Source organism: Corallococcus caeni (assembly GCF_036245865.1).
GTDB classification, from domain to species: domain Bacteria; phylum Myxococcota; class Myxococcia; order Myxococcales; family Myxococcaceae; genus Corallococcus; species Corallococcus caeni.
In genome coordinates this window covers 192597-208180 of record NZ_BTTW01000002.1, presented here as the reverse complement: position 1 = coordinate 208180, position 15584 = coordinate 192597, and the positions used below count along the sequence as shown (strand labels likewise).

At 71.6% G+C, this 15584-nt stretch carries 16 protein-coding genes and 1 tRNA gene; 9 read left to right on the top strand and 8 right to left on the bottom strand.

The annotated features are described in order from the left end of the window. Positions 1-85: 85 nt before the first annotated feature. Positions 86-1441: a vWA domain-containing protein gene (locus AABA78_RS08890; protein WP_338262548.1), complete on the bottom strand. Its 1356-nt coding sequence runs from the start codon at positions 1439-1441 to the stop codon at positions 86-88. A gap of 484 nt (positions 1442-1925) precedes the next feature. Further along, positions 1926-2090, bottom strand: coding sequence for a hypothetical protein (locus tag AABA78_RS08885; RefSeq protein WP_338262547.1), 165 nt, complete (start codon positions 2088-2090; stop codon positions 1926-1928). 455 nt (positions 2091-2545) lie between these two features. Between AABA78_RS08885 and AABA78_RS08880 the strand changes: the two genes are divergently transcribed. Next, on the top strand, positions 2546-4756 hold the full coding sequence (locus AABA78_RS08880) for a (Fe-S)-binding protein (RefSeq protein ID WP_338262546.1): 2211 nt from the start codon (positions 2546-2548) through the stop codon (positions 4754-4756). A 68-nt stretch (positions 4757-4824) separates the two neighbouring features. Here the strand turns inward: AABA78_RS08880 and AABA78_RS08875 are convergent, their stop codons facing one another. After that, positions 4825-5313, bottom strand: a complete 489-nt coding sequence (locus AABA78_RS08875; protein ID WP_338262545.1) for an ankyrin repeat domain-containing protein — start codon at positions 5311-5313, stop codon at positions 4825-4827. A 157-nt stretch (positions 5314-5470) separates the two neighbouring features. Between AABA78_RS08875 and AABA78_RS08870 the strand changes: the two genes are divergently transcribed. Both AABA78_RS08870 and AABA78_RS08865 read left to right on the top strand, forming a co-directional pair. Continuing rightward, on the top strand, positions 5471-5941 hold the full coding sequence (locus tag AABA78_RS08870) for a DUF3592 domain-containing protein (RefSeq protein ID WP_338262544.1): 471 nt from the start codon (positions 5471-5473) through the stop codon (positions 5939-5941). 7 nt (positions 5942-5948) lie between these two features. Continuing rightward, positions 5949-6491, top strand: coding sequence for a DUF3592 domain-containing protein (locus AABA78_RS08865; protein ID WP_338262543.1), 543 nt, complete (start codon positions 5949-5951; stop codon positions 6489-6491). Here the strand turns inward: AABA78_RS08865 and AABA78_RS08860 are convergent. From AABA78_RS08860 to AABA78_RS08840, 5 genes are all read right to left on the bottom strand, one after another. Further along, positions 6488-7444 (bottom strand): TolB family protein, encoded by a 957-nt coding sequence (locus AABA78_RS08860; RefSeq protein ID WP_338262542.1) that lies wholly within the window; start codon positions 7442-7444, stop codon positions 6488-6490. The genes AABA78_RS08865 and AABA78_RS08860 overlap by 4 nt on opposite strands. A gap of 135 nt (positions 7445-7579) precedes the next feature. Further along, a complete protein-coding gene (locus tag AABA78_RS08855) occupies positions 7580-8110 on the bottom strand; it encodes a non-proteolytic archaemetzincin-like protein (protein WP_338262541.1) in 531 nt (176 codons plus the stop codon). Between the two features lie 59 nt (positions 8111-8169). Next, positions 8170-8243 (bottom strand) — tRNA-Gln (locus tag AABA78_RS08850). Positions 8244-8401: 158 nt separating this feature from the next. Then, positions 8402-9559, bottom strand: a complete 1158-nt coding sequence (locus AABA78_RS08845; RefSeq protein ID WP_338262539.1) for an RtcB family protein — start codon at positions 9557-9559, stop codon at positions 8402-8404. Next, entirely contained in the window at positions 9556-9966 is a 411-nt protein-coding gene (locus AABA78_RS08840; RefSeq protein WP_338262538.1) for a ribosome-binding factor A, read from the bottom strand. The genes AABA78_RS08845 and AABA78_RS08840 overlap by 4 nt, the downstream gene beginning before the upstream one ends. 431 nt (positions 9967-10397) lie before the next feature. Here AABA78_RS08840 and AABA78_RS08835 point away from each other — a divergent pair, with 431 nt between their 5' ends. The 6 genes from AABA78_RS08835 (at position 10398) to AABA78_RS08810 (ending at position 15547) form a co-directional block, all read left to right on the top strand. Next, positions 10398-11789 (top strand): dihydrolipoyl dehydrogenase family protein, encoded by a 1392-nt coding sequence (locus tag AABA78_RS08835; RefSeq protein WP_338262537.1) that lies wholly within the window; start codon positions 10398-10400, stop codon positions 11787-11789. 58 nt (positions 11790-11847) lie between these two features. Next, positions 11848-13065, top strand: coding sequence for a glycosyltransferase family 87 protein (locus AABA78_RS08830; RefSeq protein ID WP_338262536.1), 1218 nt, complete (start codon positions 11848-11850; stop codon positions 13063-13065). An 82-nt stretch (positions 13066-13147) separates the two neighbouring features. After that, complete coding sequence (locus AABA78_RS08825; RefSeq protein WP_338262535.1) at positions 13148-13921, top strand: energy transducer TonB; 774 nt, start codon at positions 13148-13150, stop codon at positions 13919-13921. 32 nt (positions 13922-13953) lie between these two features. After that, the gene (locus AABA78_RS08820; protein WP_338262534.1) at positions 13954-14709 is read left to right on the top strand and encodes a MotA/TolQ/ExbB proton channel family protein; all 756 of its coding nucleotides are present in this window, start codon (positions 13954-13956) and stop codon (positions 14707-14709) included. Next, the gene (locus AABA78_RS08815) at positions 14693-15100 is read left to right on the top strand and encodes an ExbD/TolR family protein (protein WP_171421235.1); all 408 of its coding nucleotides are present in this window, start codon (positions 14693-14695) and stop codon (positions 15098-15100) included. Before AABA78_RS08820 ends, AABA78_RS08815 begins: the two co-directional genes overlap by 17 nt. Before the next feature lie 15 nt (positions 15101-15115). Then, positions 15116-15547, top strand: coding sequence for an ExbD/TolR family protein (locus tag AABA78_RS08810; RefSeq protein ID WP_338262533.1), 432 nt, complete (start codon positions 15116-15118; stop codon positions 15545-15547). Positions 15548-15584: the final 37 nt, after the last annotated feature.

Genomic DNA, 15584 nt, shown 5'->3' with positions numbered 1-15584 from the left:
GGGCATTCCGCACGCCCGCACGCCCGGCGTCAGGGGCCAACACCGGCCCCGCGCCTTCCTTCGTACGTTCAAGGACTCCGGGCGGTTACGACTCCGTGTTGCCCGTCTTCCAGGGCAGCAGCGCCGCGCCGTCCAGGGTCCCCGCCTTCGGCGCACCGCCGTTCGCCACGGCGGGCAGGGCGGCGCGGGCCGGGGGTGGGCCGTCATGCACCGGGGCCTGGGCGGGAAGCGCCGGCCCGATGCGGCTCATGGTGATGCGGGACACCTCCGACTGCGCCCGGCGCACCCCCAGGGCGGACGGCTGGGCCGCCCGGCGCTCCACGGCCCGGCGCAGGTCCGCCAGCCGGTCCACGTGCCGCTGCGCGGGGACGTCCGCGGAGCCCAGGCGGGCCAGCTTGTAGAGCCCCTTGTCCGCGCCCTCGAGCGCCCGCTCGGCCGCGTCCTGCTGGCGGCGGGAGAGCGCCTTCCACGCGGCGGCCTCGTGGGAGACCAGCTCCAGCTCCGCGGACACCGCGCGCACGAAGCGGCCCTCCTCGCTGTCCGGCAACAGGCGCGTCACCGGCACGGACAGCCGCCGGGTGTCGCCGTTCTCCGTGTACGAGGCGGTGACGGTGAGGTTCCAGTCGCCCTTCTCCAGCACGCCCGCGAAGAGCACGCGGCGCGGGAACGCGTGGGACACCGCGCCCAGCGCGGCGCTCATCGCGTCCCCCTCCACGCGCGACGGGTAGCGGTGCCGGCAGCGCAGGTCCGCGAAGCCCGTGGGCAGCACGTACACGCGCGCGTCCGCCACGACCTCGCCGAACAGCTCCGCCCCCAGCGCGCCCACCGCCAGCGGCAGCCCTTCCGCGTCGTCCACGTGCGTGAAGCCCGTGCCGGACGGGCCGGTGAGGGCCTCCAGGATTTCGGGCAGGTAGTGCCGCCCCAGCCCCAGCGCGTGCAGCGCCACGCCGGAGTCGTGCACCCGCTGGCCCAGCACCTTGAACTCGCCCAGCGCGGTGGGGCCCACGGAGGGCTCGCCGTCGGTGAGCATGAGCAGCTGCGGCCGGGCGCCCGGCACCAGCACGCGCCGCACCGCCTCCGCGCCCTGCTCCACGGCCTCGTGCAGCGCGGTGCCCTCGCCGGACTCCAGGCGCGACAGCGTCTTCAGGAAGGAGGCCTTCGCGCTCGGCTCCATGGCGCGCACGGGCAGCACCTGCTCCGCGTCCGCGTCGAAGGTGAGCAGGCCGACGTAGTCCTTGGGCCCCGCGCGCTCCACCAGCGCGCGCGCCGCCTCCACCGCCGCCGCCAGCGGCGCGCCCCGCATGGACGCGCTGCGGTCGATGACCAGGTTCACCGCCACCGGGGCCCGAGGCGTCTCCGCTTCGGCCTCCAGGGTCACCAGCAGCAGCACTTCGCGGCCGCCTTCCGCGTCGCGCTCCACTGCCCAGGCCGTCTGCTTCATCCGCACTCCCGCATGGTGGGTGGGCCCCATCCCGCTTTCGCCGCGATTCGTCGCCACGGCCCCCTGGCCCCGGACGCCCCTGCGCTGGCCCGCGTCCGCCCGGAAGTCCTGTCGCTGTTGCTGGGAGGATGTCGGGTTTCCGGTCGTGAAAGCAACGTGTCCGGCCCGACCGGGCCCGCCGTCCCGCGCCCCATCCCCTCGCCGGCGATCAACGCCGCAAGCCCCCACCCGGCGCGCCTCGGGACGCCCTGCGTCACCCACAGACACCCGCGTTTCGGCAGATTCGTTCAACCCTTTACGGATTTACTTCTGGAGGGTCCGGCACCGGTCATTTCCGGGGACCGCTCTTCCCAGGCTCGACCTGGCCCGAAAGGCCGGGAGCACCGGTGTTCACCGCACTGCATCAGCTTCCAGGAGTGCCAGCCGCGCCCCCGGACCTTCGACGTGGGCCCCCGCGCAGTCCACCGGCCGCGGGGGCTCCGGTTCACTCCGCCACGTGCCAGCCGCCCCAGGCCTCTTCGTCCAGGTGGCCCCAGCGCCGGTCCTCGGTGGGCTCCAGCGGCAACACCGTCCGGCCGAACTCGCCCTCGGCAGACAGCTCCAGGTCCTCGCGGCCCTCGTCCAGGTACGTGCTCTCGTCGTGGCTCATGTCCGGCTCCTCGGCGCTCCATTCACGGGGTGTACGGCCTTTGACGGCTCGCGTCCCCTTGGACGCCCTGCGTCGGTCAACCGGGCCCGCCCCATGCGGAGCCCTTTACAAGCTCATCTTGACCGATTTACCGACATGTTGGGAGCCCGCCTCTGTTTTGTAAAGCCCTCGGGACCCCAAAGTTCCGGGACCGTCTGGCGGCGCACGCCCGGCAGCCTGCCCTCCGGAACGACGGGCGCGGCTGTTTCCGGCACGAAAGGCCGGGGATGGAGGCTAGAAGGGCACCCGCCTGGACGGCGGTCTGGAAGCAGTGCAGGGACCGCTGCCGGACACGCCTTCCGCACAGCGCTTGATTCGCGAATCACCCCTGCTAGGGTTGACTGCCACTCCAGAATTGCCGCAGCGCAGCAACCCGGCGTTGCCCGCCGTGCGGCCTCAGAGGGTCCCGAGGTTCCATGAACCCCATCATCACCGGCCTGCTGCTCGCAGGCTTCGTCTCCGTCTTCGTCATCACGATGTCCGGCCGCGTGGGCGTGCTGCTCGCGATGAAGAAGGAGAACCGGCTGGACCACATCCCCTACCGCGTGGCGCAGCTGGTGCGCTTCGGGTTGGGCCAGAAGCGCATGGTGGACCCGGAGGAGTTCACGCCGGGCCTGTTCCACATCTTCATCTACGCGGCGTTCATGGTGCTGGCGGTGCGCACCATCATGATGTTCGTGATGGGCTTCTCGTCCACCGCGCTGGACGTGCTCACCGACCTCTCCCACCCGGCGTGGGACGCAGCCCCGCCGCTGCTCCTGCTCTACAAGGTGTACCTGCTGGCCAAGGACACGGTCGCGGCGCTGGCGCTGGCGGGCGTGGCGTACTTCGTGTGGACGCGCTGGAAGGTGAAGCCGGACCGCATGTCCCAGTCCTGGGAGGCCTACCTCATCCTGGGCTTCATCGCGGGCCTGATGATCACCGAGTTCATGTTCGGTGGCAGCCACATGGTGGCCGCGCACGCCGCCGCGCAGCAGGTGCCCATGGGCGCGACCCAGGTGCCGGCGGCGCCGTCCGCGATGGTGTGGTGGGAGCCGGTCACCAGCCTGATGGGCCTGGCGATGATGCCCCTGGGCGCCACGACGGCGCACGTGCTGGGCGTGGCGGGCTTCTTCATCCACCTGACCCTCATCCTGGCGTTCCTGAACTTCCTGCCGCTGGGCAAGCACTTCCACATCATCACGGGCCTGCCCAACGTCTTCTTCCAGCGCACGCACTCCACCGGCAAGCTGCCCACGCCCAACCTGGAGAAGGAGGAGTTCGGCGCCGCCACGGTGAAGGACCTCACCTGGAAGAACGGCCTGGACCTCTACTCCTGTACGGAGTGCGGCCGGTGCCAGACGCACTGTCCCACGTACATCACGGGCAAGCCGCTCACGCACAAGGGCGTGAACCAGGACCTGAAGCACTGGATCTGGGACAACGAGCGCTGGGTGGAGGAGGGCTACGGCCCCAACCACGTGAAGGAGCCCCTGCCTGAGATTGTCGGCAGCGCGCTGAAGGCGGAGACGGTGTGGGCGTGCACGAGCTGCGGCTGGTGCGAGCAGGCCTGCCCGGTGTTCATCGAGAACGTCCCGCGCCTCATCGACATGCGCCGCTACCAGGTGCAGGTGAAGGCGGAGTTCCCGCCCGAAATCCAGCGCGTGTTCGAGGGCATGGAGCGCCAGGGCAACCCCTGGGGCATCGGCCAGGACCGGCGCGACGAGTGGGCGGAGGACCTGGCGCTGCCCACCTGGGGTGACGGCGGCGAGTACGAGTACCTGTTCTTCGTGGGCTGCGCGGGCAGCTACGACGACAAGCAGAAGAAGGTGAGCCGCGCGCTGGTCAAGATCATGCGCGAGGCGGGCGTGTCCTTCGCGACGCTGTCCAAGCAGGAGATGTGCAACGGCGACTCCGCGCGCCGCATGGGCAACGAGTACCTGTACCAGACGCTGGCCAAGACGAACGTCGAGTCCTGGAACGCGATGGGCGTGAAGGCCGTCATCACGCAGTGCCCGCACTGCTTCAACACCATCAAGAACGAGTACCCGGAGTTCGGCGGCGAGTACCGCGTCATCAACCACACGCAGCTCATCAACGAGCTGCTCAAGGACAAGCGCATCCGGCTGTCCTCGGTGATGAACGCCGGCACGAAGCTCACCTACCACGACCCCTGCTACCTGGGCCGGCACAACGGCGTGTACGACGCGCCCCGTGAAGTGCTCAAGAGCATCCCGGGCCTGGAGGTGGTGGAGATGCAGCGCAGCCAGCGCGAAGGCTTCTGCTGCGGCGCCGGTGGCGGCCGGATGTGGATGGAAGAGCACATCGGCACGCGCATCAACCACAACCGCATGAACGAGGTGGCCCTCACGCTGAAGCACGCGGAGGACCCGACCACGCCGTTCCCCGACGCCGCGGACAAGAAGAAGCCGGGCATGGTGGGCGACTACAAGGAGCAGGGTGGCAAGGGCATCGTCGCGGTGGCCTGCCCGTTCTGCTCCACCATGCTCAACGACGCGAAGAACGACACCGGCCGTGAGCAGATCCAGGTGAAGGACATCACCGAGCTGGTCGCGGACTCGATGGAGACGAGCAACAAGGGCGGCACGGTGAGCCCCAGCCCCGTGGTGAGCGCCAAGCCGGAGTAACGCGGCTCTGGATGTAACGAGGGCCCGGTGGCTCCCCGAAACGGGAGCGGCCGGGCCCTTCGCTTTTGCTACTTGCGGCCCTTGGGCGCGTTGCCCTCCGAGCGCAGCACGCGCTCCAGGCGTTTCGTGGCGCCGTCGTCGCCCAGCTTGCCCGCGACGTAGGCGCCCGCGGAGGCGAGCTTGCGGCGGAAGTCGTCGGGCGCGACCTCGGACGCGCGCGAGGGGCGCGCGGGGATCTCTTCGATGCCCTGGTTCCGGAGCAGCGTGCGCGCCATGTCCTTCTCGTCGGCGGTGGCGTGGGAGGACAGGAGCGCGCAGACCCGGAGGTGGCCGTAGGCGGCGGCGGCGACGAAGGGCGTCTCACCCACGGAGTCCGGCAGCGTGGGGTCCGCGCCGGCCTCCAGGAGCACCTGCACCAGGTCGTCCTGGCCCGAGCGCGCGGCCATCATCAGCGGCGTGCGCCCCTCGGCGTCGAAGGGGTTGGGGTCCGCGCCCGCGTCGAGCTGGGCGCAAAGGGCGGCGCGGTCACCCGCGGCGACGGCATCGAACAGGGACACGGTGCGGACCTCCGGCAAGGACGCGCGGGAGCATGGCGGTTCGGCGGACGCGATGCCAGGGCAGGGCCCCGCGCCTGGGCTCTACGGCCGGGGCGTGGAGGGCATTGCCGTTTCGCGCCGCCGGGTGCCCGCTTAAGGGGGAGGCAGGAGGCATGGCGTGGCCCTCTTCGCGGCGCGGGTCCTGGGAGCGACGTTCGTGGTCGTGGGCCTGTCCATGCTGGTGATGACCTGGGGCTCCTACCGGCGGGACATGGGCATCCTGCGCGAGGGGCTGCACGCGGAGGGCACGGTGGTGAAGAAGGAGTTCCTCGCGGCGCCGGACGACAGCGACTACGTGCTGCATTACGCCTTCACGCCGCCGGACGGCACGCGGCGGGAGCACCAGCGCAACGTCTCTCCGGAGCTGTGGAGGCGGCTGCGCGTGGGGGACCGCCTCCAGGTGCGCTACGGCCAGAGCGACCCGCGACGCAGCTTCCCCGAGGGCCAGGGGGTGACGTCGCTGGGGCTGGCCCTCTTCGTCAGCGTCGTGCTCGTGCTGCTCACCCTCATTGGAAGCGTGGCGCTGTTCGGCAGGGCGGTGCCCGAAGCGACCCCGGTTGCCTCCGCCTCCCTCCCCCCGTCATCCTGAGGCCGCCATGCCCATGAACGCGATGCTGATGGGGGTGCTCGTCGTGGGAGCCGCGCTCGTGACGTTGGTGCGGCTGCTGCTCCAGCATCAGCTCACGCTGGAGCTGCGGGAGCAGGGACTGCACGCCCGGGGTGAGGTGACCCACGTCCGCAGGAGCTGGCTGAACGCGAGGCACCGCATCGTGGAGTACGTCTTCCCCCTGCCGGACGGTGGGGAGATCCGCGGCGAGTACACGGAGCACCGCAACGGGTTGCTGTCCCAGCGCGCCTCCGAGGGAGACTCCCTGGAGTTCCTCTACCTGCCGGACAACCCCCACCGGCACCAGCGCGTGGGCGCGGAGGTCGGGCTCTTCACCGTCCTGACCGGAGTGCTCGGCCTGGTGGTCGTCATGGCCCTGGCCATCATCCTGGTGATGAACGCACCCTCGAAGAAGTCCCCGGCGCCGCGCGGGCCCACGCCCGCGGGCAGGCTCCGGACCTACGACGAGCCGCCCCCGCGCGCGAAGCCGCCTCCCCCCACCCGGGAGAAGCGGCAGGCAGGCGCGTATTAGTTGGGCCCGTAGAAGGGCTCGTTCGCGGCGGGCACCGCGAGCGTGACGGAGCTGGCCGTGGAGGACACCGGCGCGCGGTAGATGCTGGGGTCACCGCCGGAGTCGTTGAAGAGGAAGCCCAGCTGCGTGCTGCCCGCCCAGCTGGGGAAGCTCTCCTGCACGGTGCTCGACGTGTAGTCCGTCAGCCGCCGCAGGGAGCCGCTGATGCCCGTGGCCGTCACGCTGCCCACGAAGATGCGCGTGCTGCCGGACGACAGCCGCCCGTCCAGCGCCACCTGCCGGCCGTCCGGGGACACCACCGCGCGGTTCGCGATGGCCAGCACCTCGTTGCCCAGCGACACGTAGCTGGGGCTGCCGCCGCCCACCGGCACGAACGCGAGCTGGTTGTACTGGAACGTGTTGCTGCCCGCGGGCGCCAGCACCGTGTTGCCGCTGGGGAAGAAGGACGGCGAGCCGTAGGAGATGGTGGTGCCCGGCGTCAGCTCCGTGAAGCCGCTGCCATTGACCCCGATGCGCCCCAGCGAGCTGACCGACCCCGAGCCCCGGTCGAACGCGAACACGATGGTGCGCCCGTCCGGGCTGAACGTGGGCCCGCGGAAGTTGGTGCACGTGCCGCACGCCGCGTCGTTGCTGCTGATGAGCGTGGCCACCGAGCCGCCGGAGGTCGGCACCGTCTGGATGGACGACGTGCTGCCCGAGCGCTGCACGAACACGATGCTGCTGCCGTCCTTGGAGATGGAGGGCGTGTACGCGCCGCCGCCCGTCGTCAGCCGCTGCGGGCTGTTGGGGTCGCCGTCGTCGTCCACCACGTAGACGTTCCGGTCGTCGCGCACGAAGGCGAAGCCCTGGTCGAAGAGGACGTCGCCGATGGTGCCGCCACCGCCCGCGTCATCCAGGGGCTCGCACGCCCCCAACATCCCCACCGCCACCACACCCCCGAGCCATCGCCGCATGCCCATCATCCTGTCTCCCGCTGTGCCGGCCCTGTCACTCACACCGCGCCCGAACACTACAGGGCGCGCGGGACAAGACGTCAACGCATCCGGAGGCATTCACGCGCACCCGTGTCCGGGAGCGCGCACGGGTGTTCAGCGGTTGAGGCGGTTCAGTTCGTTGCGGCAGACGTTGCAGGGGCCCAGCGACTTGCGGTCGATGTCCTGCGGGGACTGCGGGAAGAACATCACGCAGCGCGAGTCCTCGCAGTACGACAGGCCGATGAGGTGCCCGGCCTGGTGCACCGCCTCCACCTGCACGCGGCGGCGGAGCGTCTCACCCTCCGCGCCCTGGCGCAGCCGGAACAGGCTCATCACCGCGACCTTGGACTCGCGGTCCGCCTGGCCGAAGATGAAGGGCGAGTCCGGTTCGAAGAGGTCCGCGTCCGTCACGCCCATCACCAGGTCCTGGGGCGCGTCGTCCAGCACCGTGCCCAGCCGGCGCATGATGGCGTTGCAGTGGTACTGGCTCCGGTCCTTGTTGAAGGCGTAGGCCGGCGACGACAGCGCCATCCGGCTCACGACCGTGCTGACGCCCAGGTGGGTCGCCAGCGGATCCTGCAAGCCGTTCACGAGCGCGGACGGTGGACTGCCCACGGTGACCAGCAGGAGCGTCTTCTGCGGCATCAGCCCACCGCCTTCTACCTCCGGACGGACGACGGGGACCGCGTCCCCCCGGAGCGGAGTGGCTGGGGCGCAAGGATTCGAACCTTGATAATCAGAGTCAAAGTCTGACGTCCTGCCATTAGACGACGCCCCAGCAGGTTCGCACGCGTACTCGTGGGCCGATACTACGGCACTTTGACGGGCGCGGGAACCCACTCTGACGATGGGCCCCTCCGGTCGTGGAGTGCGGGGGTGGATCACCCGGACGGGCTGTCATCCACCCGACAGGCGCCCCCCTCCCCCTCCAGGCCTTCAGCCCTTGAGCACGGCCAGGGGCGTGAGCCGGACGCGGGGCGTCACGAGGTCCGCCTCGTCCTCCAGCACCTCGGTGAGGTCCCGGTAGGCGGCGGGCGCCTCCTCCACCAGGGCGTGCGCCCGGCCCGGGTCGAACACCACGCGGCGCAGGGCGTGGACCAGCGCGTCCGGGCGGATGCGGGCGCGGGCCTCCGTGCGGGTGAGGACGCGGCCCGCGCCGTGCGAGCAGGAGCGGAAGGCGCGGGGCTCCGCGCGTCCCTCGACGACGTAGGAGGCCGTGCCCATGGAGCCGGGGATGAGCCCCCGGGCCCCCGCGGCCAGCCCCACCGCGCCCTTGCGGTGGACCCAGAGCGCGCGGCCAAAGTGTGGCTCGGAGGCGACGTGGTTGTGGTGCACGTCCACGGCGCTGTCCGCGTCCGGCGCCACGCCCAGCACGTCCGCCAGCACCGCGAGGGCCCGGGCTCCGAGCACGTCCCGGTTGGCGCGGGCGAAGCGGCACGCCAGGTCCAGGTCATGGACGCAGGCCTGGCCCTCTTCGGTGTCCGTGCGCAGCGCGGGCGGCGTGCCCTGGCCCAGCGCCCGGGCCACGCGCTGATGGTGTTCCCCCACGGCGCCCCCCACGCCCCGCGAACCGGAGTGGATGAGCAGCCAGAGGTCCCCCGCCCCGTCTCGGTCCAGCTCCAGGAAGTGGTTGCCGCCCCCGAGCGTGCCCAGGTGACGCGGCGCCAGCCGCTCCCAGGCATGGGCCAGCTTCTGGGTGGACAGCGGCGGGGCTTCGAGCCCGGGAGGCAGGGGCAGACCCCGTCCCCGGTGCACCGCGTCCCCCACCGGGATGACCCGCGCGAGCTGGGACAGGAGCCGCTCCAGGTCCGCGCGTGACAGCGAGGCGGCGGGGAAGGCGAAGCGGTGCGCGCTCACGCCGCAGCCCAGGTCGTTGCCCAGCGCGCCGGGGACGACATGGGCCTGCGTGGCGAAGACGGTGCCCACCGCCACGCCCGACGCGAGGTGCACGTCCGGCATCACCGCCACGTGCTCCGTGACGTAGGGCTGCGCGGCGAGCTGCTGGAGCTGCTTCAGGGCCGCCGCGGGCACCGTGCGCGCCCAGGCGAGGAGGGGCACCGCGCCCGGTGGGACTTCGAGGACGCGGGGCATCATGCGTCACCTCCGTCCTTGTCCTCGGCTTCGGGCTCCGTGCGCGGGGCGGTGCCCACGAGGACGAAGCGCAGGTGCGGGGTGCGCTTGAGGTTCAGGTGCTGCGCGAGCTGCGAGCGCAGGTAGCCCTCCGCTCGGGTGAGGGCCTCCTTCACGTCGGTGGGGTCCGCGTCGTGCGGCAGCGTGTAGCCGAGGCTCGCGATGCGGCCTTCGGGGGACAGCTCGCACGACGTCAGCGCGACGCCTTCGAGCCGGGGGTCGGACAGCTCGCCACGGAACAGCAGCGAGAGCTCCTCGGAGAGGGTGGACTGGACGCGCAGGTGACGCGCGGACGGGGCTTCGGAATGGAACAGCGAGGAGCCCGAGCGTCGGGAGGACGCGCGGGGACGGCGATGCCTGGAAGAGGACATGAACGAAGACGGATTCCTGCTGGCCGTGCCGGAGCACGGCCGGGGTGTGCACGCGAGTGACCCGCGCGGACACGCCGTCTGGACCTCACGGCGAAGGCGTCCTCCACGGCCGCGACGGCGCTCACGAGGGCGCTGGCTTCGGACGGGAGCTGGACGCCGCCGGTGACGCTAGACGCGCGACCCCGCGGAGCGAACCGAGACCACCCTGGAGACACGTCCCATGGCACACCTCCCGCCGCGCCACGGCGCGGACCGTCCACCGGACGCGGGGGAACACACGCATCCGTCCGCGCCCTGACGCGAGGGCCACCCGGGCCCTGACAGGCGGCGCTGTCCTCTGGTGACCAGCCGCTCCATCCACCATCCGACGCGGGGCGCCGGTCGGATTGGCGGGGCGACCGTCCCCATGCAAGCAGGGGGCGGGAGGCTTCATGGCCGAGACTTTCGACGTGGTGGTGATTGGGGCGGGGCCCGCGGGCGAGAACGCGGGCGCGCGGGCGGCGGCGGGTGGCTTGAAGGTCGCGCTGGTGGAGCACGAGCTCCTGGGCGGCGAGTGCTCCTACTGGGCCTGCATGCCCAGCAAGGCGCTCTTGCACCCTGGCGAGACGCTGTGGCTGGCGAAGCACACGCCCGGCGTTCGCGAGCTCATCCAGGGCCCGCTCAAGGCGGACGCCGTGCTCAAGCACCGCGACCAGATGGTGTCCGGCTACGACGACAAGTCCCAGGTGAAGTGGGCGGAGGGCGCGAAGCTCACCGTCATGCGCGGCCACGGCCGGCTCACCGGCCCGCGTAAGGTGGCCGTCACCGGCAAGGACGGCAAGGTGCGCGAGCTGGAGGCGAAGCAGGCCGTCGTCGTCGCCACGGGCAGCAAGCCGCGCCTGCCGGACATCGCGGGGCTGAAGGACTCCAAGCCGTGGGACAACCGCGAGGGCACCGGCGCGAAGGCGGTGCCGGGCCGGCTGGTGGTGCTGGGCGGCGGCGTGGAGGCGGTGGAGCTGGCGCAGGCGTGGCGCGAGCTGGGCTCGGAGGTGACGCTGGTGCAGCGCGGTCCCCGCGTGCTGAAGCGCTTCGAGCCCTTCGTGGGCGAGCAGGTGGCCCAGGCGCTGCGCGACTCCGGCGTGCGCGTGCTGCTGGAGACGCAGGCCACCAAGGTGCAGCGCTCCGGCGCGCAGGGCGAGTACACCATCACGCTGACTGGCGGGGACACGCTGCGCGCGGACGCGCTGCTCGTCGCCATGGGCCGCACCGCGCGCACGGACGACCTGGGCCTGGACACGGTGGGGCTCAAGCCCGGCGCGTCCATCGAGGTGGATGATCAGCTCCGCGCCAAGGGCGTGGACGGCGGCTGGCTGTACGCGTGCGGAGACGCGAACGGCCGCAACCTGCTCACGCACATGGGCAAGTACCAGGCGCGGCTGTTGGGTGACGTCCTCCTGGGCAAGCCCGTGAAGGCGTGGGCGGACGCGAAGGCCACGCCGCAGGTCATCTTCACGCACCCGCAGGTGGGCAGCGTGGGGCTCACCGAGGAGAAGGCGCGCAAGGCGGGCGTGCCGGTGAAGACGGTGCAGTACGAACTGGGCAACGTGGCCGGCGCGTCCGTCATGGGCCAGGACCTCAAGGGCACCGCGAAGCTGGTGGTGGACGAGCAGCGCCGGATCATCGTGGGCGCCACGTTCACGGGCCCCGGCGTGGGGGAGATGATCCACGCGGCCACCATCGCCGTCGCGGGCGAGGTGACGCTGGACACGCTCTGGCACGCGGTGCCGTCGTACCCCACCGTGAGCGAGGTGTGGCTGCGGCTGCTGGAAGCCTACGGCCTGTGATTGCGGCGGGGCGCCCCCGCGTGGAATGGTGCGCGCCCCACCGTGCCCCCACTCGTGAATGAGCACCGCTGAGCCCGCCCGCCGCCACGCATCCCTGAAGGTGGAGTGGGCGCTCCTGGGGGTGCTCGCCGTGGCGGCCGTGGCGGTGGGGCAGCATCCCCGGCGCGGCGCGGACTTCCGCGTCTACCTCACCGCCGCCGAGCGCTTCCGCGAGGGCACGGACCTCTACCGCGCCGAGGACGGCACCATGCCGTTCAAGTACGCGCCCGTCACCGCGCCCCTGTTCCTGCCCTTCACCGCCGTGCCGCCGCGCGCGGCCGTGGCGCTGTGGAACCTGGGCTCCGTGCTCGCGCTGGGCGCCGTGTCCGTGCTCACGCGCCGCGCGGTGCCTGCCGCTGGAGAGGCGACGCCATGGGCGTGGGCGCCGGTGCTCGCCACCGCGGTGCTGCTGCCCGCGTTCTCCTTCGAGATCTTCTACGGCCAGGTGGACGCTGTGCTGCTGTGGCTGCTGGTGCTCGCGGCGGTGGGCGCGGAGCGGGGCCGCGTGTGGGGTCCGGGCGCGGCGTTCGCCGTCGCATGCCTGCTCAAGCCCCCGGCCGCGCTGCTGGGGTTGTTCTTCCTGGCGCGCAGGCACTGGCGCGTCGTGGGGACCACGGCCCTCTTTGGCGCCCTGCTGGTGCTGCCCACGCTGGGCCGCTACGGGTGGACGGGCACGCTGTCACAGCTGCGTGACTGGACGGAGACCCTGGCGCGCACCACGCCGCCGTGGGCGCTGGGTCACAACCCGCAGGGTCTGCCCACGCTGCTGCTGTCGCTGGTGCTGCCTCCGGAGTCGCTGCCTCCCGCCGGCGCGATGACGCTGGCGCAGGCCGTGGCGCTCGGGCTGTTCGTCGTGGCGCTGGTGTGGGCGCGGCCCGGGCCCGTGGAGCTGCTCGCGTTCTGCTGCCTGGGCGTGACGCTGTTGTCACCATTGGCGTGGCGCGCGAACTACCTGCTCGCGTGGCCGGTGATCCGCGCGGCGCTGGAGGGACGCTCGCGCCTGGGGCAGGCGTGCGTGGCGGCGGTGGCGCTCATCGGCATGGCCGTGTCGGACGCGGTGCTGGGAGCGGAGCTTGCCCGGCGCGTGCTGCTCTTCCGGCCGTTCGCGGTGGCGTACTCCGCGCTGCTGATCGCGCTGGTGTGGCAGACGCGGCGTCACGGGACGCCCACCGCTGTTCTCTCCGACAAGGCCGTGACGCACCTGCCGCGCAATTTTTTGAACGCTCGCGGTTCGTGACCCAATCGAGACACGGCCGGGGACAAAGTGTCACGGAGCCTGAACCTTCGTGACACACGGCGTCGCTATATGCGTCCCCGTCATGTTCGAAACGTTCGACAGCGCCTCCAGCGCCCCCGCCGCCCGGCGGTTCGCGCTCTCCACGACCGCGTCGGTCGCCGTCTTCGGACTCATCGCCGTGGCGGCGATGACCGCAGCCAACACCGTGAAGGAAGTCATCAAGGAGAAGAAGGTGGACGTCGTCTTCCGTCCCCCTCCCCCTCCGCCGCCTCCCGTCGTGGAGGTGAAGCCGCCGCCCCCGCCGCCTCCGCCCGTCGCGAAGCCGCCGCCGCGCGCCGCGCCTCCCGTCGCCAAGGCCGCGCCTCCGCCCGCCGTGCCCACCGTCGCGCCCGCGCCGCTGAAGGCCCCGGACGCGGTGCCGCTCGACAAGCCCCCCGAGGCTGAGAAGGAGGTCGTCGCCGCGGCGCCCATGGCCGTCGGTGGCACCGGCACGCTCGTCCCTGGCGGTGTGGTGGGTGGCACCGGCAGCGGTGAGGGCATGGCCATCGGGGGTGGTCGTGCGCAGCCCATCAACCTTCCGGAGACGGGCACGCCGCCGGAGCCGCTGGCCGCGAACCTCATCCCCGAGTACCCGTCCGACGCCCGCTCCAAGGGCCTGGAGGGGCTGGTCATCCTCAAGGGCGTCGTCGAGGTCGACGGCCGCGTCACCGGCCTCAAGGTGATGCGCGGCGATGAGCCCTTCGCCAGCGCCGCGCTGGCCGCCGTGCGCACGTGGCGCTTCAAGCCCGCCGTCGTCTCCGGTCAGCCGACCGCCGTCTTCCGCATCTTCAAGGTCCCCTTCCGCCTCAAGTCCTGACGCCTTCCTTCCCCTCCCGGAAAGCCACCGCCATGAACTTCAATCTCAAGGAAATCTACGCGCACATGGGCGTCTTCGCCCTGGGCATCGCCTGGACGCTGATCGCCTTCGCGGTCGCGTCGCTGGCGGTCTTCTTCGAGCGCCTGTTCGTCTTCTTCCGCTCGCGCGCCGCGTCCCGCCAGTTCGCGGGCCGCGCCGGTCCGCTGCTCGCGCAGCAGCAGCACGACGCGCTGGTGAAGGAGGCGGACGGCAACAAGAGCAGCCACCTCGCGATGATGCTGGGCGGCGGCATGAAGACGTTCCTCGCGAAGTCCCGCGCTCCCGCCGGCAAGCTGGGCGCCGTGGAGCTCACGCGCCGCGACCTGGTGCGCATCAACGAGCGCATCACCGCGGACGTGCGCCGGGGCATGTCGGTGCTGGCCACGGTGGGCTCGGTGGCGCCGTTCGTCGGTCTGCTCGGCACGGTGGTGGGCATCATCGAGGCCTTCGCCGGCATCGCGAAGGAGGGCTCCGGCGGATTGGGCGCGGTGTCCGCCGGCATCGCGGAGGCGCTCGTCGTCACCGCGCTGGGCCTGCTGGTCGCCATCCCCGCGGTGCTGATGTTCAACTTCCTGTCCACCCGCGCGGACGCGCTGCTGCTGTCCCTGGAGCAGGCCCGCAGCGAGTTCATGGACCACCTGGAGGACATGGCCGGCGACAAGCGCGCGGTGGCGGGCCACGGCGGCTCGCACGGCGCCACGGACGTCGTCTCCACGCGGACCGAGGCGGGCGATGTCGGCCACGCGTAGGAGCCTCACGCCGGAGATGAACGTGACGCCGCTGGTGGACGTGGTGCTCGTCCTCCTGATCATCTTCATGGTCGTCACGCCGCAACTGGAGGCCGGCGCCGCGGTGGAGCTGCCCGCGGCGATGAACCCGGATCCGGAGAACAAGAACCTGGAGCCCACCACGGTGAGCCTGGCGTCCAACGGGTCGTTCTACCTGGACCGCAAGCAGCTGACCCGGGACGCGCTGGTGGTGGAGCTCAAGGCGCTGCACCAGGCGAAGCCGGACGCGCCCGTGGTGCTCAAGGCGGACCGGGGCGTGGCGTACGCGCAGGTGCGCGGCGTGTTCAAGGCGATGCAGGACATCGGGTTCCCGGGCATCAGTCTCCAGGTCATCGACCGGAAGAAGCAGTAAGGGGAGGCACGCGCCATGGCTTTCGACGTCGGTGGCAACAAGGGCGGCGGTGTCCGCCCCACGATGAACGTGACGCCCCTGGTGGACGTGGTGTTGGTCCTCCTCATCATCTTCATGGTCGTCACGCCGCTGATGACCAAGAACCTGTGGATGAACGTGCCCGCGAAGCCGGACAAGAAGGAGGAGGCCACGCCTCCGCCGCCGGACGCGAAGCCGCCCGTGGTGCTCACGGTGGACAAGGCCGGCACGCTGCGCATCAACCACGAGGAAGTGCCCCGTGACCAGGTGGTGGCCCGCCTGCAACGGATGCTGAACGCGCGCGCGGACAAGATCGTCTTCTTCGACGCGAGCGACGCGGTGCCGTACGGCAGTGCCATGGAAGTGCTGGACCTGGCGCGGGGCGGGAACATCACCGTCGCCGTGCTGCCGGACCGGCTCGCGGACTGAGCGCGAGCCTCGTGTGTCCCCGCGCGCGGTGTGCGCC

What these genes read in the sequence shown, in the direction of transcription:
- AABA78_RS08890 (WP_338262548.1), bottom strand. Translation starts at nt 1,441, where the DNA reads ATGAAGCAGACGGCCTGGGCAGTGGAGCGCGACGCGGAAGGCGGCCGC.
- AABA78_RS08885 (WP_338262547.1), bottom strand. Translation starts at nt 2,090, where the DNA reads ATGAGCCACGACGAGAGCACGTACCTGGACGAGGGCCGCGAGGACCTG.
- AABA78_RS08880 (WP_338262546.1), top strand. Translation starts at nt 2,546, where the DNA reads ATGAACCCCATCATCACCGGCCTGCTGCTCGCAGGCTTCGTCTCCGTC.
- AABA78_RS08865 (WP_338262543.1), top strand. Translation starts at nt 5,949, where the DNA reads ATGCCCATGAACGCGATGCTGATGGGGGTGCTCGTCGTGGGAGCCGCG.
- AABA78_RS08860 (WP_338262542.1), bottom strand. Translation starts at nt 7,444, where the DNA reads ATGCGGCGATGGCTCGGGGGTGTGGTGGCGGTGGGGATGTTGGGGGCG.
- AABA78_RS08855 (WP_338262541.1), bottom strand. Translation starts at nt 8,110, where the DNA reads ATGCCGCAGAAGACGCTCCTGCTGGTCACCGTGGGCAGTCCACCGTCC.
- AABA78_RS08845 (WP_338262539.1), bottom strand. Translation starts at nt 9,559, where the DNA reads ATGATGCCCCGCGTCCTCGAAGTCCCACCGGGCGCGGTGCCCCTCCTC.
- AABA78_RS08840 (WP_338262538.1), bottom strand. Translation starts at nt 9,966, where the DNA reads ATGTCCTCTTCCAGGCATCGCCGTCCCCGCGCGTCCTCCCGACGCTCG.
- AABA78_RS08835 (WP_338262537.1), top strand. Translation starts at nt 10,398, where the DNA reads ATGGCCGAGACTTTCGACGTGGTGGTGATTGGGGCGGGGCCCGCGGGC.
- AABA78_RS08830 (WP_338262536.1), top strand. Translation starts at nt 11,848, where the DNA reads ATGAGCACCGCTGAGCCCGCCCGCCGCCACGCATCCCTGAAGGTGGAG.
- AABA78_RS08825 (WP_338262535.1), top strand. Translation starts at nt 13,148, where the DNA reads ATGTTCGAAACGTTCGACAGCGCCTCCAGCGCCCCCGCCGCCCGGCGG.
- AABA78_RS08820 (WP_338262534.1), top strand. Translation starts at nt 13,954, where the DNA reads ATGAACTTCAATCTCAAGGAAATCTACGCGCACATGGGCGTCTTCGCC.
- AABA78_RS08815 (WP_171421235.1), top strand. Translation starts at nt 14,693, where the DNA reads ATGTCGGCCACGCGTAGGAGCCTCACGCCGGAGATGAACGTGACGCCG.
- AABA78_RS08810 (WP_338262533.1), top strand. Translation starts at nt 15,116, where the DNA reads ATGGCTTTCGACGTCGGTGGCAACAAGGGCGGCGGTGTCCGCCCCACG.